This window comes from Microtetraspora glauca (assembly GCF_040656155.1).
Lineage (GTDB): Bacteria > Actinomycetota > Actinomycetes > Streptosporangiales > Streptosporangiaceae > Microtetraspora > Microtetraspora glauca.
Genome location: NZ_JBFALK010000010.1, coordinates 190,588 through 207,790 on the forward strand (window position 1 = coordinate 190,588; position 17,203 = coordinate 207,790).

Here is a 17,203-nt window from a genome sequence, read left to right on the forward strand (position 1 = left end):
CATGTTCACCGACCGGAACGCGAGTGGGCGACGTGGATGCCGACCGACCCGTTCAGCCCGGGCCGGATCGACGCGAACTACACCCGCCGTATCGGTGGCCGGTAGAAGGACTGCGGGAGAGGCTGCTTCTACGCACGCTCCCCTGTCCGTAGAAGCAGCCGCAGGTCAGTTCGCCGTTGTATCAGTCCGTCGGGGTGTCCGTCGCGGCGTTGAGGCGCAGGCACTCCTCATAGACGGCGAGCGCCTCAGCGGACGCCTTCTCGTGACTCCAGCCCCAACTGCGGAGGACGTTGTAGTTGTTGTTGTAGATCTGATAGCACTCCGCCTGGGCGGCAGCCTGGGCGGGAACGGTGGCGGGGACTATCCACGCGGCGGCCAGTAGCGAGGCGATGACGAGGCGACGTGCGTGACGCATGACGATCCTTCCTATTACTTGGTTCCCCAGCCGGGCGAATGGCACGCGGGACCGTTCGGGCCGGTGTTGCACGAGCCGCCTTCGGTCGCCTGGGCCGGGAGGGACAGTGCCCCCACGAAGGCCGCGGCCAACAGCGCGACGGTGAACGCGGGACGAAGACGGGTCACATGGACTCCTGCGGTGAGGTCGCGGCCAACGCGAGGTGCTGGTCCTACATCTGTGGCGGCCACCGGATGCCCCGATAATCTCCGATGCCGCACTGCCGATTGTCGGCCAGTGACAGCGATCCGGACTCCTCCCAGAAGGTGATCATCTGCGGCCTAAGGGAGGACTCGTCTCCGGCCTAAGGGAGGACGGCAACCCGCTTACTGCGGGCACCGGCCCGGCGTCGTGAGCATGACGAAGCCCCCGCCACCGGTGGGGACTTCGTCATGCCGCGCTCTTCATCTTTCCTGGGCCGGCTCCATCACGGCGTGCCGCTCGCGCCGAGCAGGCAACGCGGTCATGCACGCGCCGCTGCCGCAGCAGCCCTCCGGCGGAGGCCGGCCAGCGGGAAGGGGCGGCTGCGGGGCTGGTCGCGGTGGTGGGCTGCGGCACACGCAGTGCCCTGGACGCGGTCTTCGGCCCGGCCGGCGGGACCGGCAGTGGCGAGACCGCCTATGCGGAGCAAGCGACCCCCCGGGGGGGCCTGAAGCCCGGCCGAGGCCGGGCGGAGCTACGGTGTTCCGCCCGGCCTCGGGTTGATCGGTTCAGGTGTGTTGGGTTAGGGGCAGTTGCCGATATCGCTTTCGGAGGAGGCCAGGACGACGTTGGTCTTGGCCAGGCCGAGGGCGTCGACCGTGATGTGGACGGCGTTGACGGTCAGGCCCTTGTCGGGGGTGGTGAATGGGATCTGCTCGTTGAGGACGAGCTTGACGACGCCGACGTTGACCGTGGTGTTGGGTTGGATATTGGTGGGTTCTGCGATGACCACCGTGTTGCCGACCTTGAGGAAGGCGATCGTGGTGGTTCCGGTGGATCCAGCGCAGGTGGTGGTGGAGCTGGAGTTGACGGTCTTGACGGTGATCACCGGGATGCCGGTGATCCCGATGGTGGTGTCGTCGATGGAGGCGGTGGCCACGGATTTGCCGGGGAATTCGGTGGTGGCGACCTTTGCGCAGAGGGCGTGCGCGCTGATCAGTCCGCTGAGGGAGGCGGTGCAGGGCACCGAGGTGGTATTGGTCGAGGTGGTGGAGATGGGGCCGCTGTCGGGGGTGGGCGCGATGTTGACCAGTTGGATGCCGGCCAGGGTGGCGTCGGCGGTCAGGCCGTAGGCCCGTCCGGTCAGCCGCTGCGGCGTGACGGTGACTTGTTCGGCGCTGCAGGGTGAGGTGACGGAGTTGTTGTGGGCGTCACCGCTGTAGATGGCGGTCCACCGGTAGGTGCCGGCCGCGCCGATGGTCACGTTGCCGGATGCGGCGGTGCCGCTGCCGGACAGCGTCTCGGTGCGGGTGGCGATCGGCGTCGCACAGCTGGTGTCACCGGGCCCGAACAGCTGGAACGTGACGGTGCCCGTCGGGTGGTACCCGTCGGACAGGGTCGCTGTATCAGAGACGTTCCCGCCCGCGGGCACCGGGCCCGATGGCGTCGTGGTGATCGATGGGGTCGCCTTTGGGACGTGCTCGGTGATCGTTTCAGTGAAGCCTGGCGACAGGACACCGTTGAGCAGGAAGTCCACCTTGCAGGTAATGGTGCTTCCCGGTATGGCTCCGGCGCCGACGGAGACGGTCTCAGTGAAGGTGGCATCATCGCCGCTGGTCACCGTCCGACTGCCCGGGGTCAAGGACACCGACAGGTTCGGGTCGCAGTCGCGCGGCTGGTGGGTGACCGTGACCGGCAGGTTGTGCAGGGCCGCCAGGATGGTGTCGCTGACCTCCGAGGGGTTGATGCCGGAGAACAGCCGTCCACCCGTGGCGTTGGTGATCGCGGTCGCTTGCCCGGTGGAGTCCAGCCCGTACGGGTCGTTCAGGTCGAACGCGAGCACGGTGATGTCGGCTGCCTGCAGGGCGCTGATCGCATCGGCCAGCGTATGGCCGTTGCTGGGGTCATGGCTGGGGGCGTCCCCGATCAGCAACACGATCCGAGAGCTGTTCGGCCGAAAGTTGACCGCCCCGGACGCTACCTGGAACAGACCGTTGATGCCGTCCTCGGGGGTGTCGCCGCCGCCCATCGCGACCAGCGAGTTGAGTCCGTCGGTGACGTCGGTCTGGTTGGCGGTGAGGTTCTGCGCCACCCGGAACGACGTCGCGTCCCACGACACGTCCCTGTACTCGGCGACCGCGAACTGCGCGTCCGGCTGCGCCGAAGCGACGTTGGACAAGATGGTGTTCGCATTGGTCTGGACGTTCGAGATGACCTCGCCCATGCTCCCTGTTGTGTCGATCAGGACCGTGATGTCCGGCTTGGGTGGGATCGCCGGAGTGGACACGGTCTTGGCGATCGTCGTCGATCCGCCCGGGGCCAGGTCCAGCGTCACGTCCGCCGGGGTGACCCCGGGCGCGGCGGACGCCGTCCCTACCCCGGCCGCCAGCATTGCACCGGCCACCACCACGCACACGGCGGCCTGTAATCTTCGCGTCATTCTCACGGTGTCATTCCTTCTGGTGTGGCGTTATGCCATACCGAATTTGGGATCGCTGGCCGTGCAGAATTTCTATGATTGCGCTACCCGGAACGCCTTCTCCTCACGTGTTGGCGCGAGCGGATACCAAATCGCATTGGTTGGTAACCCCGGTGACTTTGTGGCCACGGCCATATGGTGACCGGTCGGCGAATAGATGTAAATAGGCCAGTTACGGCAAGTTCCCGACTGGCCGCAGTCGGCCACTACGTGCTGATGAGAGGCGCCCGCGAGAAGCGATCTTTGCCGAGATCTTTTTAGGTACGCCCGATGAAATGAGTGATCCTCAGTTTGCCGCTTCAAAAAGAGCGGCCGTTTCCAGTCCTCCGGGCCGTCTGAATTTCGGTTTGTGAGCATCGCCGCAGAGTCGACCGACGGCCTAACACGCCCATTCGGCATCGGTCAGATCCGACGGATACGACGGCTTCCGGCCATGACTCCGCTTCAGTCAGGGTGTGCACACCATCGGCGGGTAGCGACGATCCACCCGGACGTCTCCGGTCACCCGCAGGTCCTGCTCATGCATGAGCGCCTCATCGAGCACATCAACTGGTACGAGGGCGTCCGGTGGGCCACGTTCGACGCCATCGCGGACGACTTCCGGACGCGCTGCCCCCGGACGTAGACGTCTGGATCACGCCGCCGACGATGTGCGACGCGTCATTGCCGTCAACGAGATCGTGGCGCCGGCGTCAGTCCATGCCGCGTCGTCCCGGCGTCCAGAACGGTTTCACCACGACGTCCCGGCGGGACCAGCCGCGTTCGCCGACCAGATGGCCGTGCACCGCCTGACAGGCGCGTGCCTCGCCGGCGAGGTAGGCGGCACCCGGTTCGCCGGGCAGGTCCAGCGAGCGAACCGCGTCCGGCAGCGCGCGCAGCATCGCGCCGAACGCGACGGCCGCGGTCTCGCCCCCGGCGAACAGGTGGTACGACGCGCCCTCGCGCAGCGCGAACCTCCCCTTCGGCCCGATGAAGGCCGCGGTGTCGCCGACACCCACCTCGCGCGACCACGACGCCCCGGGCCCGGCGGCGGGGTGGTCGAGCACGCATACGTCGAGATGGCCCTCGGGCGAGTAATCCCAGATCGAGTAGGTGCGCAGGAGACCTTGCGGCCATGAGCGGGGGCGGCGCGGGTCGCCGACCCGCAGCCGGATGTGCGTGCCCGGGGTCCAGCTCAGGTCACGTAGCTCCGGGCCGGAGACGCGGACGCGGCGCATGCGCTCGGCGATCGGCTCGATCTCCGTCACCGTCCCGTGTACGAACAGGTTCAGCATGGCGACTCCCACCGCTCACCGGTCGGCAGGTCGGTCACGAGCAGGTCCGGGCCGGCCAGCCGTACCGCGTCCGACGCGGTGCCGTTGGTACGGAACAGGCGTGACAGCGGATCGTGCCCGTGGGCGTCGTGCACGGGGACCAGCACCCGCGCGCCGAGCACGGACGACCCGGCGACGGCCTGGCTCGGGCCCATCACCAGGCGCGGGCCGAAGAACGGCCGCAGCCCGTTGACCGGCAGCAGGGCGAGGTTCACCGGCGGCTGCTCGGCCCGATACCGCTCCAACGGCGTGACCTCGGCGATCTCGCCGCCGAAGAACACCCGCCCGCCTGCGGCGTCGAACGCGTAGGCCATCGGCGAGCTGGCGGAACGGTTCGGACTCGCCACCCACGTGCTGCGCCACTGGGAGAGCATGGGCCTGCTCAAACCCGCACGGCGCGCGGGCGGTCAACGGTCGTACGAGCCGGCGGACCTCGAGCGTGTGGTGCTGATCCTGATGGGCAAGGAGGGCGGCTTCACGCTGGGGGAGCTGCGTACGCTGCTGTCCACCTCCGACCCGATGGACCATCGGGACCTGCTGCGCCGCCATGTCGACGAGCTGGAGCGGCGCATCTCACGGGCGCGGGTGGCCAAGGAGCTGATCGAGCACGCGCTCGCCTGCCCGTACCCCTTCGCCGGGTGCGAGCACGCCCGCGGCCAGATCGCGGCCCGAATTCCCCCGGCGAAGGGCTCGGACACCGGCGAAGCGGATGGCGCTCGTCCGGACGCGTCGGCAGCGGCGGTCACCACCGGTTGACAGAGGCCGTCCGCGGTTCAGGGCCCTGTGGGTGACCGGCCGGGCAGGTGGCGGTTCATGTCGAGGTCGAAGCAGTTTTCGAGATCGCGGTAGGCGCGCCGCTGCTCGACCTCGGCTGCGGCACGCCTACGGAGGTCGCTCCGGGCGGACGGGAGCGGCCCCGCTTACAGCATGCCGAGCATGGTGGGGTCCGGCGCGAAGATATTCGAGCGTGTGGAGAGGCGATCGATCAGCGATGGGCCGTTTCGGTGAGGCGTCGCAGTGCGGCGTGGGCGGGTGGGCCCCAGGTGGGCTTGCCGCCTGGGCGGCCGTGAACGCCGGCGTCTCCGATGAGGATGCCGGCGAGGGCCTGCCCCGCCGTCCATCCGCAGGCGCGGCGCAGGGTCGCGGCGTCCGGGGCCGGCCGGTAGGCGGCATGGAAGCGGTCGGCGGCGCCGTCCGGCAGCAGAATCCACGCGGCGGCGAGGTCGTCGCCGAGCCGCCACAGCGCTTTCCTTCTGCGCGCACGGGTTGATCAGCTCGGTGAGTGCTTGCCGGTCCTACGCGGGGAGGTTCTGCAGAAGGGCGATCGCCGGCTCCGGCGTCAGAACCGCTCACACACCCAGTCCGTAGCCCGCCGGATGCGCGCGAGATCGACGGGTCAGCCGCTCCTCGACGGCTTCTCCTGGCCGGATGGCGAGGCGGTACCGCGGAGCTGGTCGACTTGCTGCTGGAGGTCGACAACGAGCCGGTACAGGGCCTGGACGGCGACGAGCGTTACCCCGTTGGCGTCGACCGCCGGGATGCGGGTGTCCGGCTGGCCGAAGTCGAATGCAGCCTTCCAGTCCTGTGCCATCGGCCCCAGATGGTGCACCCCGTCGGGCTCCCACCCGTACCGCCATGTGCTGATGGGCAGTTCGGCGACCTTGGCGAGGATCTCGTAGCCGTTGACAGCGCTGGGGCATGGCTCGGGTGAAGCGTCGTCTCGATGGTCATGGAGAGGCTGCGCGATCGGCTGGTGGTGTCGATTGCGCAGCCGTATGAGCCCCGACAGCTTCAAGATCAGCGGACCCACTGCACGGGGACGATGTCGCGTTTGATGTTCCGGTCGCTGAAGAGAAGAGTGCCGAGAGGCACCCAATGTACGGTCGCGCCGGCGCCTGCCACGCCGACGCCGACGTCAGCGCTGGCAGCGGCTGCGGTAGCGGCGATCGTGCCTGCGGTGACGACCGCGGGCGTGGCGAAGAGACGGATGATCCTGCGCATGGCACCCTCCGGAGAACAACAGAATGAACACGAAGAGTACACGGATGATTATGATCCGTGTCTGATTTCTGATGTGTCGAGCCAGTCCAGTCGGTCCCGGATCGTCACCGACCGAACGAGCCGCGTCCTGACCGGACTCCATCACCAGCCGACCAGTCGCCCCCTTCAGTTCTTGCGGGTGCGCCGAGAGGCTGGCTATGGGACCGCCCGACGCCGGCTTCGGCGGCCCGCAGCCCACCCTCGTCCTCTGCCCCATCGGAACTCATCGGACCCCATTGAGGGCCATCGGCGTACGGCGGAAACGGGCCGCGCGACCGCAGAACGACGAACAGCGCGGAACCACGGGGGCGAGGCGATCGCGGCGGCCGTGGAGAACTGGCTAGCGCTGAAAGTGCCAGAACAGCATCGACGGCGTCCCGGCGATGGCCGCGTGCGCCGCCTCGGGCGCCAGGTCGCACAGAGCCCACGGCCACACGTCCCAGGGCTCCAGGACGTCGGTCCGCTCGCGCGGTTCCCCCGCCGGGCCGCAACACCCGGGCGAACTCGGACAGCACCGGATCCAGCACCGGCACATGCGTCAACGCCAGCGAGCAGACCACCAGGTCGACGGACGCATCGGGCACCGGCAGGGAGGACAGGTCGCCCAGCCGGAACTCTGCCTGCGGCACCCGCTGGCGCGCCCGCTCCAGCATGTCGGGCGAGAGGTCCACGCCGCGCACCCGATGGCCGCGACCGGCCAGATAAGCCGCCATCCTGCCGGTACCGCACGCCGCGTCCAGCGCGTCGCCGACCGGCAACGCGTCGACAATCTCCCTGATGAACGGCTCGTCGAGGTCGAACGCGGTGTTGGGCCCATCGTAGGTCTGCGCCCAGATCCGGTAACCCTCCACGGTGTCCACGCGGGCCACCTCGACGGCGGTGTCCGCCAGGGAGTCATCGTCGAGAAACGTGCGGATCTCGGCCAGGCGCGCCTCGACGAACGCGCGGTCATGCTCGCCGGTGTAGGACCGCATCAGGGCGATGCCCTCCAGCCCCAGCACGTACGCCAAAGGATGCTCGTAGGTCACCGCGACACGCTAACGACGACCGCCGCGCGGAAACTACCGAATTTCGAACCGGACGGACATGTGCTTGATGCCATTGATGACGTGCGCATCCGCTGGACCGGGCGGGTGGGCGGCGTTCCATCGTCCGGCGGGGATAGCGGCGAAATCGGTCATGAGTCGATCTTGACGCCTCGTTTCCCCAGGCAGTCCAGGCTCAGCGGTCAACCGTGATCAGCTTGTGGGCTTCTTCCTTGTCCTTGTCGGAAGGCAAGGCGTAGCGACGCGTGGTTTCCAGGCGGGTGTGGCCGAGGATCTCGCGACCACCACACCGACCGACACCAGGACCAGGTCGGTCCTGCCGCCGGACCACGGGGGTTGATACTGATGGGCTCGTCTGTTCAACTGTCGCGAGTTTTCGTTCCCGTGACCCGGCCCACGCCGGAGCGGGGTCAGTTACCGTGCTCTTCGTGAGCCCGCCCGAGGTGGACGCCAGCCGATTGTCGCGCCTGGCCGCCCGTGCCCGGTCAGCCGTACTGGTCGGAAGAGTGGGCGGGCGCCCCGCCCCGCTCGTCGAAGTGGCCGGTCTGCTGCTCGTGATCCTGACCTTCTCGTGGATCCATGCCGCCGCAGGGAAGAACGTGGCGGCGGCCGCCACCGTCAACGCACATTCCCTGCAATCCATCGAGCGTGCCCTCCACTTGGACATCGAGCTGGGGGCGAACCGGTTGCTGGCCGACCATGCGGCCCTGATCATGCCGGCGGTGTACTACTACCGTCTGTACTACATCGTGATCATCGGTGTGCTGGTGTGGGTCTTCGTCCGGCATGCCGAGTCCTACGCCAGGGTCCGCTGGACCCTCGTCGTGATGGCCCTCCTCGTCCTCCCCGTCTTCTGGGCGCTGCCCATGTCGCCCCCGCGGTTGGCCCAACCGGGCATCGTGGACATCATCGCCGAGTACGACATCCTGGGTGGCGGCCAGGCCACACGAGACGTCAACAGCGGCCGGAACCTGTTCTCCGCGATGCCCAGCATGCACGTGGGATGGTCGTTGTGGTGCGGGTATGCCGGGTGGTTCGCTCTGCGGGGCTCACATCCGCGATTGGCGTTGCTGCCGTGGGCCTTCCCGCTGGGTATGGCGGTGGTCGTGCTCATCACGGGGAACCACTACGTGCTCGATATCGCCGGAAGCGTCGCGTTGCTCGTCGTCTCCATCGTGGTTGTCTCAGCCTTGGACCGCCTCGCCAAGCGCCGGCGAACGGCCGCAGGGAGGTCGCGGGAACCCGTGCCCCTTCATCCTGCGGGCAACCAGGACGTTCACCTGGGATATGAGAACGAAGGTGGTACATAGCGCCCGCGCAAACGCGGGCTGAAGGTCGGAGCCGCCTCGAAGATCGCTCTCCACCGCGTTGGAGGGTGCGCGGACTCCGGTCGACTGTCGCATCCTTCCCGGGCGCCACCGAGCTCTCCGTACGGGCAACGGCGGGCCTCCCTGCCCCCGCCGCCGCAGACGTCGTGGCCCTGCCGACTGTAATAGTCGCTTCCCGAGCGGCATACCAGGTTCTCGTCCGAGAACTCTGAGCAGACGCTGTGGTTGCACCTTGTGGTTCCCGGCCCGCTCCTCGTCGCTGCACCTGGCGTAGCCGTCCTGCATGTCCTGGCAGAGGAAGCACGCTGAGGCCGATATCCCCTGCGGCGCTGAGAGTGGCGTGGTCTTCGCCGCCTTGCTCCCGGCGGACGGTCTCGTGAACGGCGGATGAATTCTGCCGTACGGTCGATGTTTCGCCGCTCACACCTGAGTTTTTCCGTCACATAATTCCACCACACGGTCTATTTGGTGAAATGGAGTGCGATGAAGCGGTGGATCGGCGTCATTCTGGCGGCTGTTCTCGCCGGAGTGGTGGTGATCGCGGTCGTCGTCGGCAATCGGGGCGGCGAGGTTCCGCAGCCGACCGTGGTGCGGGGTGTGATCGGCTCGGAGAAGAAGTCGTTCTTCGATGATCCGCGGGTCAAGGCGGCCTTCGCCAAGCACGCCCTGCGCGTCGAGGTGGACACCGCCGGATCGCGGCAGATCGCCACCGACGTGGATCTGAGCCGCTACGCCTTCGCCTTCCCCTCCAGCGTTCCTGCCGCGGAGAAGATCAAGCGTGACCGCAGGGCGACCGTGACGTTCTCCCCGTTCTACTCGCCAATGGCCGTGGCCACCTTCGAGCCGATCGCCGGCCTGCTGGCCAAGGTCGGCGTTCTACGCGATTCCGGCAAAGGTTATCAGGTCCTCGACATAAAGAAATATCTCGAATTAGCCGCTAAAGGCACACGGTGGGATCAGATTCCCGGCAACTCGGCCTATCCGGCGCGCAAGCGGGTGCTGCTCACCACCACCGATATTCGCACCTCCAACTCCGCGGCCATGTATCTCTCCGTGATCGGCTACGTCGCCAACGGCGACGACGTGGTCAGCTCCGACACCCAGATCGCCAAGGTCGCGCCGCTCCTCGCACCGGTGGTTCTTGACCAGGGTTTCTCCGAGACCACCAGCGAGGCATCGTTCGACGACTATCTCGCTCTGGGCGCGGGCAAGACGCCGATGCTCGTCATCTACGAGGCGCAGTACCTATCCCACGTCTTCGCCGGAGACGGGGCGATCAAGGCCGGCATGCGGCTGGTCTACCCCTCGCCGACCGTGCTCAGCAAGCACACGCTGGTCCCCCTCAGCGAGCCGGGAATCCGGGTGGGTGAACTGCTCACCCGGGATCCCGAACTGCTCGCTCTCGCCGCCGCGTACGGCTTCCGCACCGCGAGCCCCCAGGCCTTCACCGACCTGGTCGTCGAGACCGGTGCCCCGGCGGCGGCCGACCTGGTCGACGTCGTCGAGCCGCCTACCTACGAGCGCCTGGAAAAGCTGATCACCACGATCGGCGCCGCCTCCCGGCCCTAGCAAGGAGATCCATCACGTGTCCGATCTGGTGCTCACGCCACCCGCGCCGGTCACGCCGGTCCCGGCCGAGACGGCGGCCACCATGTTGTCGCTCCTCGACGAGCGCGCGGCCGAGCTGACCGCCAAGGCGCAGGACTTCGCGGGGGAGTTGAGCGGGCTCGATCCACGCTCACCGCAGTTCACCCGCAAGGTGCATGACATCTCCTCGATGGGCGACACCGAGATCAGGTCCGCGTCGCAGGTGGCCAACCGCATGCTCAAGCGGCCCGTCGCCGCGCTGTCCGCGGCCAGGGGTGAGGGCGCCGACGCCCAGGCCAGGGTCGCGGACCGGCTCGTGGCGCTCCGCCGTACCGTTGTGGACCTGGACCCGAAGCAGGCGACGAGCGGGACGCGCAAACTGCTGGGGCTCATCCCGTTCGGCGACCGGCTACGTGACTACTTCGCCAGGTATCAGTCGGCCCAGAAACATATCGACGACATCATCCGCGCGCTCAAGTCCGGCCAGGACGAGTTGCTGCGGGACAACGCGGCCATCGAGGGTGAGAAGGCCAACCTGTGGGAGACCATGACCCGCCTGCAGGAGTACGCGGTCATGGCCAAGGCGATCGATGAGGCCCTGGAGGAGCGCATCGCGCTGGCCGACGAGGAGCGCGCGACGGCGCTACGCTCCGACGCGCTGTTCGCCGTACGGCAGAAGCACCAGGACATCCTCACCCAGCTGGCCGTGTCGGCCCAGGGCTACCTGGCGCTCGACCTGATCCGCAAGAACAACCTGGAGCTGAGCAAGGGTGTGGACCGGGCCACCACGACGACGGTCGCCGCGCTGCGGACGGCGGTGACGGTCGCGCAGGCCCTGGCCAACCAGAAGCTGGTGCTCGACCAGATCACCGCGCTCAACGCCACCACGAGTGACCTGATCCTGGCCACCAGCGAGATGTTGCGCACCCAGGCCGGGGCGATCCAGAACCAGGCGGCCAGCACGACGGTCGACATGGACACGCTGCGCAAGGCATTCGACAACGTCTACGCCACCATGGACATGATCGACGCGTTCAAGGCGAACGCCGTGGACAGCATGGCGGCCACCGTCGACAGCCTGACGGTCGAACTGGCCCACGCGAACACCTACCTGGAGCGGGCGCGGGAGGCGGCGCGATGAGGCGGGCGCTCGCGGCCCTCCTCCTCCTGCTGGCCGCCGCCTGCTCGTCCGGAACCAAGCCACCCGACTCACCCAACACGCTGCGGGTGCTGGCGGGTAGTGAGATCAAGGACCTCGAGCCGCTGCTCCGGCGGGCCGCCGCAGAAACGGGGGTACAGGTGAAGCTGACCTACACCGGCACACTCGACGGTGCCGAGCAGGTCGCGAGCGGCCGCGCCGACGGTGAGGCGGACGCGATCTGGTTCTCCTCCAACCGCTACCTCTCGCTGATCGACGGCGCCCCCGCGAGGCTCTCCAGCCAGACCAAAGTGATGGTCTCCCCTGTCGTGCTGGGCCTCAAGCCGGCGAAAGCCGCGGAACTCGGCTGGGACAAGAGGCCGGTCTCCTGGGCGGACATCGCCGCGGTGGCCAAGGCCGGGAAGTTCAGCTTCGGCATGACCAACCCCGCCTCCTCCAATTCGGGCTTCTCCGCGCTGGTCGGGGTGGCCGCGGCGTTGTCGGACGCGGATGGGGCGCTCAGCGCCGCGCAGATCGGCGCGGTGACGCCCAAGCTCAAGGACTTCTTCTCCGCGCAGCGGCTGACGGCGGGCTCGTCGGGCTGGCTGGCCGACGCCTATGGCCGCGACACGAGCGTCGACGGAATGGTCAACTACGAATCGGTGCTGATGGGTCTGCGGGAGCCGGTCACTCTCGTCTATCCGAGCGACGGCGTGGTCAGCGCCGACTATCCGCTCACGCTGCTCGCCTCCGCCCCCGAGCACAAGAAGGTCCTGTACGGCAAGCTCACCGCCTGGCTGCGCTCGCCCGCCGTACAGAAGGAGATCATGAACACGACCCATCGGCGGCCGATCGTTCCCGGCGTCGAGCCGGACCCCCGATTCGGCTCCTCCCAGCTCATCGAGCTGCCCTTCCCCAATCAGCGCGGCACCGCCGACCAGCTGATCGACACTTATCTCAATCAGGTGCGGGTCCCGGCCCACGCGATGTTCGTGCTGGACACCTCGGGCTCGATGCGGGGCGACCGGATCGAGGCGCTCCGGCAGGCGCTCGTCACGCTGACCGGCGCGGACACCTCCGCATCCGGCGCATTCTCCCGCTTCAGCAATCGCGAAACCGTGACGATGATCCCTTTCAACAGTACGGCGGGACGGCCGACCTCGTTCACCGTCCCCGACCGGAACCCGTCGCCGGTGCTCGCACAGATCACGGAGTTCGCCGAGCGGCTGGACGCCGACGGCGGCACCGCGATCTACGACAGCCTCAGGGCGGCCTACGACCAGCCCGCCACGCCCGGCCACTACACGTCGATCGTGCTGATGACCGACGGCGTGAACATCAACGGCTCCGGCTACGCCGACTTCGAGGCTCACTATCGCGCGCTGCCGGAGGAGCGGCGCCGTACGCCCACGTTCGTCGTGCTCTTCGGCGAGAGCGACGTCGAGGAGATGCGCGAGGTCGCCGCCCTGACCGGCGGTGCCGTGTTCGACGCCCGCTCCACCTCATTGAGCAGCGCGTTCAAGGAGATCCGTGGGTATCAGTGACCGGGTGCTGCGCTACCTGGGCTCGACCCGGAACATCGTGGGCTCATCGCTGGCGCTGCTCGGCGTCGCGGCCCATTTCCTCGGGCTCGCGGGGGCCCTCTGGCCGGTGGTCGTGGCCGCGCTGTACGGCGTGGGCGCGCTGGTCGCCCCGCCCGACCGGGTTCGGCTGTCGATCTCGCCCGCCGAAGTGGAGACGCAGCGGCTCCGCGCCGACCTGGACGCGTTGCTTCAGCGGATCGACCGGCGATTCCCCGACGACGTGCACACCGCCGTCGAGTCGTTGGCCGAGATCATCGGCGACGTTCTCGGCCGGGCCGAGCAACTCGCGTCCTCGCCCGACCAACTACACGTCGTGTCGCAGACGATCCGGAGCTATCTGCCGTCGAGCCTGGAGGCGTACGCAAACCTGCCGCGCGGCTATGCCCTCGCGCGACGGGCCGACCGCGAGCGCAGCGCACACGAGGAACTGCTCGCCCAGCTCGAGCTACTGGACGCCCAGACGCGCAAGGTCGCCGACGCGATCCACCGCGGCGACGACCAGGCCCTGCGCGATCAAGGCCGCTTCCTGCACGACAGGTTCAGCGGCTCGGACCTCGACCTCTAGATGTCTCCCGGCAGGCCGGGGAAGCCTGACTGAGCAACGGCCTTTGACCACTTGCCACGCTCATGGATGTATCAGCTGTTCCGATCAGATGGTGGCCAGGGTCGCCGGCACCGCGGGGGCGCACGTCTGCGAGGGCCCGGTCGCGCGCCTGCGCGCGACCGGCTTACCCGAGCGTCGTGACCAGGACCGGAGTCTCAGCGGTGACCGTGACGGGGACGGCCGATGTCGGCGTTCGCTCGGCCACGTCGTCGGAGCGGACGGCGAGGACCGCCGGCGGGCAGCTTCCCAGGTGGCCGTAGTGGGCGCTGACCGCTGCGGTTATCGCTGCCCGGGCGTCGCTGACCACATCACGGGCCGATTCATGGGGCGCTGTGGCGGATAGGTGACCGAGCATCGCGGTGAAACGGAGTTCCTCCAGAGGAGCGTGTCCCCGCACAGGAGCGTCCAGCCAGAAGGCCGCCCCCTGAAGCAGTGCGGGATATGTCAGGTTGCCGCACCGGAGAGTGCACACCGCGTCGGCCAAGATCCGGCCGACATCGGCCAGATCGGTGTCCGCGGGCACGTCCGTGGTGACCAAGAGTGGAATGCGGTGGGCATAGAGCGGCATCGGCATGGCTCCCTTCGATCTGATCGCTGATGCTAGAGAAGGAGACCGACATTTTCGGCAGAATCGCTGGACGGAGATATCACCGCCTGCTTTGAGAGGCGACGGCAGCACCCGTCGAGCGTTGGGCCCCGCAACCTTCTTCAGCTCTGATCGGCCGGGCTCGTTCTTCCGCTCGTCTGGCTGATCATCTGGCTGATCGGGTGGCGGGCCGGCACGATCGCCGGCCCCGCCGCTTCGTCACACCGGCGGGCTCACCTCGCTCTTGGCCGCTGGCGGCGCAGAGGGCGCAGAGGGCGCTGGCGGCGCCGGTTCGGTGGCGGAGGCTTCCTGCAGTTCCTGGTGGGTGGCGAACATCTCGACCAGCGAGAGCAGCATGGCCACTACGGGCACGGCCAGCAGCGCACCCACCACGCCGAACAGCGACGTCCCGAAGATAACGGCCGCGAACGACACCCCGGGATGGATGTCCACCGTCCGCGCGCTGATTCTCGGCTCCAGCCCCAGGTTCTCCACCTGCTGGTACAGCACTCCCCAGGCCAGCACTGCCAGACCGACCCAGGGCCGGGGCGAGGCCAGACCTACCACCACCGGCAGAGCGATGGCGATGTAGGTGCCGATGGTGGGCACGAACTGGGCGACCAGTCCCGTCCACACCGCGAGCGCGAACCACGACGGCATGCCGAGCGCCAGGAACACCAGGGCCGAGGCGGCGCCGTTGACGGTGGCCAGGATGAGCCGGGAGGACACATACCCACCGGTCTTGATCGTGGACACGTCCCAGACGCTGATGAAGACCCGCTGGAACCGGCCGGGCAGCAGCTGCGCGATCCACCGGCGCAGCCTCGGCCCGTCGGCCGACAAGTAGAACGTCAACAACAGGAGGGCAAACCCGTTGAAGACCGCTCCGGTCACCGTTCCCAGCAGGCCCAGCACACCGCCGAGCACACCCTGCGCGTACTGGGCGGCCTGCTGCGGGGTCAGGTTGATGGAGGTGAGGATGTCGGAGATCTCATATCTCGTGCCGAGACGGGTGTTGAGCCAGTCGACGGCGCCGGTGACGACGCTGGGCAGCATCTCCAACAGCACGGCGACCTGCTGCACGAAAAGGTTGCCGAACAGGACCAGAAAGACCGCCACGGCAACGATGAACAACGTCATCACCAACAATGCGGCCCTGCCGCGGCGCATGCGCCGCGACAGGCGGCGTACGGCCGGCTCCATGGCCAGCGAGATGAACCACGCCATCACGAGCATGACGATCAGCGAACCCGCCTCGACCAGTACGTAGCGCGCGAAGAACAGCACGGCGGCGACGGCCGCTAGGGCGAGCCCTGCGCGCCAGATGCTCGCGGGCGATAGCAGCACCTCCACCGCGGGCCTTTCCTCGCGCCGCTCCATCAGCTTGTCCATAGCTCCTCAGGAATCTCGACGTCCGCCCCCTGTGGCACACCAGCAGGACAGTACCGAATTCTGTGGCCGACTCCCGCTCCGGGAGTTCGGTTGAGATCATGCGGCGGTTCGAAGAGCGCAGATACAGATCAGGGCGCCCGTGAACCTCGCCGTCGTCATCGACCGCAGCGCCTCGGACCGGCGCTGAGCGCGGCTGGTCGGGGCTGGCACTGGGACCGGTCTCCGTGCTGACACGGATCACTCCCGGCCACTCGCGAGCCTAATTTGAGAGTCGCGGCCACGACCACGATGCCAGGGAGGAGGTCGCGAGCAGCGCCGCGAGTCCGCGCCGGACAACCGGGTGATCATCGGTGAAGAGCGCCCGGATGAGCGCCCGGATCATCGGCCTCCTGGCGGCACGCTCCCCTCGCCGGCCCGGCGATCCGGCTGGGGCCGTGGCCCTACTGGCGCCGAACAACTCCCGGCGCGAGCGGGGCATCGCCTCATGCGTCCCGAGCGCGGGAGTCCGAAAGTGGCCTGTATCTCCACCTCGTCAATAGAACGCGGGTCTGCCGCCCCAACGATTGCCGCCCACCCCCGGGGCACGCCCGGCCCCGACCCTCATCGGAGAAGACGATGCGTACTCGACAGAAGATCACAGTAGCCGTCGCGATGGCCCTGGCCTTTTTCTCGGTGACCGTCCCATCGGCATCGGCGGGTGCCCGTGCCGAGACCACCACCCCATATCAGTACCGCGCTTATCACGACGTGAGCGGCGTGCGGGTGTGGGACAGGATTCCCATGAAGCGCTCGGGGTTACGTCCGGTGGTTCTCTCGGTCGGACGGCAGAACGAGCAGGAGAGATGGGCGATGTTCTCAGACAACAGGCCCGGCCCGGACTGGCAGTTGATCGTGAGGGCCAAGGGGGACGCCATCTATCAGCAGGAGTTCGACCGGTTCACCGCGATGGGCTATCAGCCCACCATGGTGACCGCGACAGGCAGTGGGTCGGCCGCCACATTCGCCGCCATCTTCCAGAAGAAGTCGGGCAAGTTCGTCGCCCGCCACGGCATGAGGGCGAACGAGCTCGACACGATCAACTTTGAGCTGCGGAACAACAAGGGCTACATGCTCAGCTCGCTCAACGTGTACGGCACGCCATCCGACCCGCGCTACGCGGCGGTCTGGGTGCCCAACCCATCGGGCATCTCCTGGAACTACAACCTCTCCATCAGCGCATCCGGCTATCAGAGCGTTTTCGATAACGCTGTCAAGGCCGGATACCGGCCGTCCGTCATCGGGGTCGGCCCTGATGGGAAGACGTACTCAGTTGTCTGGGTCAAGGACGGGATCCGCCCCTGGTACGCCTTCCACGGAATGAGCGCTGCCCAGTACCAGGCGCGGTTCGACGAGATGACGGCCAAGGGCCTGTACCCGGCCAGCATCGACATGGAGAACGGCGTCTACGCGGCCGTGTTCACCGCCAGGTGACAGGCCTTTGAAAGCGAGCCGCAAGGGAGCGCGCGGACGCTC

At 67.8% G+C, this 17,203-nt stretch carries 17 protein-coding genes; 7 read left to right on the top strand and 10 right to left on the bottom strand.

What is annotated here, in order from left to right:
- Positions 1-181 precede the first annotated feature (181 nt).
- The 5 genes from AB0I59_RS19825 to AB0I59_RS19845 form a co-directional block, all read right to left on the bottom strand.
- Entirely contained in the window at positions 182-415 is a 234-nt protein-coding gene (locus AB0I59_RS19825; protein WP_061258127.1) for a hypothetical protein, read from the bottom strand.
- A 14-nt stretch (positions 416-429) separates the two neighbouring features.
- Positions 430-582, bottom strand: a complete 153-nt coding sequence (locus AB0I59_RS19830; protein ID WP_358134618.1) for a hypothetical protein — start codon at positions 580-582, stop codon at positions 430-432.
- Positions 583-1,178: 596 nt separating this feature from the next.
- Positions 1,179-3,035, bottom strand: a complete 1,857-nt coding sequence (locus tag AB0I59_RS19835) for a choice-of-anchor P family protein (protein ID WP_358134834.1) — start codon at positions 3,033-3,035, stop codon at positions 1,179-1,181.
- Positions 3,036-3,766: 731 nt separating this feature from the next.
- Entirely contained in the window at positions 3,767-4,348 is a 582-nt protein-coding gene (locus AB0I59_RS19840) for a siderophore-interacting protein (protein ID WP_061258130.1), read from the bottom strand.
- Positions 4,342-4,761, bottom strand: coding sequence for an MBL fold metallo-hydrolase (locus AB0I59_RS19845; protein ID WP_358134840.1), 420 nt, complete (start codon positions 4,759-4,761; stop codon positions 4,342-4,344). Before AB0I59_RS19845 ends, AB0I59_RS19840 begins: the two co-directional genes overlap by 7 nt.
- On the opposite strand from AB0I59_RS19845, the gene AB0I59_RS19850 reads away from it, so the two are divergent.
- Positions 4,739-5,143 carry a MerR family transcriptional regulator gene (locus AB0I59_RS19850; RefSeq protein WP_358134621.1) on the top strand — a complete coding sequence of 135 codons (405 nt, stop codon included), beginning with the start codon at positions 4,739-4,741 and terminating at the stop codon, positions 5,141-5,143. The genes AB0I59_RS19845 and AB0I59_RS19850 overlap by 23 nt on opposite strands.
- 640 nt (positions 5,144-5,783) lie before the next feature.
- Here the strand turns inward: AB0I59_RS19850 and AB0I59_RS19855 are convergent.
- The 3 genes from AB0I59_RS19855 to AB0I59_RS19865 form a co-directional block, all read right to left on the bottom strand.
- Positions 5,784-6,197 (bottom strand): tail fiber domain-containing protein, encoded by a 414-nt coding sequence (locus AB0I59_RS19855; RefSeq protein ID WP_358134624.1) that lies wholly within the window; start codon positions 6,195-6,197, stop codon positions 5,784-5,786.
- Complete coding sequence (locus AB0I59_RS19860; RefSeq protein ID WP_358134626.1) at positions 6,185-6,388, bottom strand: hypothetical protein; 204 nt, start codon at positions 6,386-6,388, stop codon at positions 6,185-6,187. The genes AB0I59_RS19855 and AB0I59_RS19860 overlap by 13 nt, the downstream gene beginning before the upstream one ends.
- A gap of 104 nt (positions 6,389-6,492) precedes the next feature.
- A complete protein-coding gene (locus AB0I59_RS19865; protein ID WP_358134629.1) occupies positions 6,493-7,455 on the bottom strand; it encodes a class I SAM-dependent methyltransferase in 963 nt (320 codons plus the stop codon).
- Between the two features lie 446 nt (positions 7,456-7,901).
- Here AB0I59_RS19865 and AB0I59_RS19870 point away from each other — a divergent pair, with 446 nt between their 5' ends.
- From AB0I59_RS19870 to AB0I59_RS19890, 5 genes are all read left to right on the top strand, one after another.
- A complete protein-coding gene (locus AB0I59_RS19870; RefSeq protein ID WP_358134632.1) occupies positions 7,902-8,783 on the top strand; it encodes a phosphatase PAP2 family protein in 882 nt (293 codons plus the stop codon).
- A gap of 501 nt (positions 8,784-9,284) precedes the next feature.
- Positions 9,285-10,370, top strand: coding sequence for a hypothetical protein (locus tag AB0I59_RS19875; protein ID WP_358134635.1), 1,086 nt, complete (start codon positions 9,285-9,287; stop codon positions 10,368-10,370).
- 16 nt (positions 10,371-10,386) lie between these two features.
- Positions 10,387-11,529: a toxic anion resistance protein gene (locus AB0I59_RS19880; protein WP_358134638.1), complete on the top strand. Its 1,143-nt coding sequence runs from the start codon at positions 10,387-10,389 to the stop codon at positions 11,527-11,529.
- Complete coding sequence (locus tag AB0I59_RS19885; RefSeq protein WP_358134641.1) at positions 11,526-13,070, top strand: substrate-binding and vWA domain-containing protein; 1,545 nt, start codon at positions 11,526-11,528, stop codon at positions 13,068-13,070. Before AB0I59_RS19880 ends, AB0I59_RS19885 begins: the two co-directional genes overlap by 4 nt.
- Complete coding sequence (locus AB0I59_RS19890) at positions 13,057-13,674, top strand: hypothetical protein (protein WP_358134643.1); 618 nt, start codon at positions 13,057-13,059, stop codon at positions 13,672-13,674. Before AB0I59_RS19885 ends, AB0I59_RS19890 begins: the two co-directional genes overlap by 14 nt.
- Before the next feature lie 163 nt (positions 13,675-13,837).
- Here the strand turns inward: AB0I59_RS19890 and AB0I59_RS19895 are convergent, their stop codons facing one another.
- Both AB0I59_RS19895 and AB0I59_RS19900 read right to left on the bottom strand, forming a co-directional pair.
- A complete protein-coding gene (locus AB0I59_RS19895) occupies positions 13,838-14,281 on the bottom strand; it encodes a hypothetical protein (RefSeq protein ID WP_061258168.1) in 444 nt (147 codons plus the stop codon).
- 237 nt (positions 14,282-14,518) lie between these two features.
- Entirely contained in the window at positions 14,519-15,691 is a 1,173-nt protein-coding gene (locus tag AB0I59_RS19900) for an AI-2E family transporter (protein WP_358134646.1), read from the bottom strand.
- Between the two features lie 849 nt (positions 15,692-16,540).
- Between AB0I59_RS19900 and AB0I59_RS19905 the strand changes: the two genes are divergently transcribed.
- A complete protein-coding gene (locus AB0I59_RS19905) occupies positions 16,541-17,161 on the top strand; it encodes a hypothetical protein (RefSeq protein ID WP_358134649.1) in 621 nt (206 codons plus the stop codon).
- The last annotated feature ends 42 nt before the right edge of the window (positions 17,162-17,203 follow it).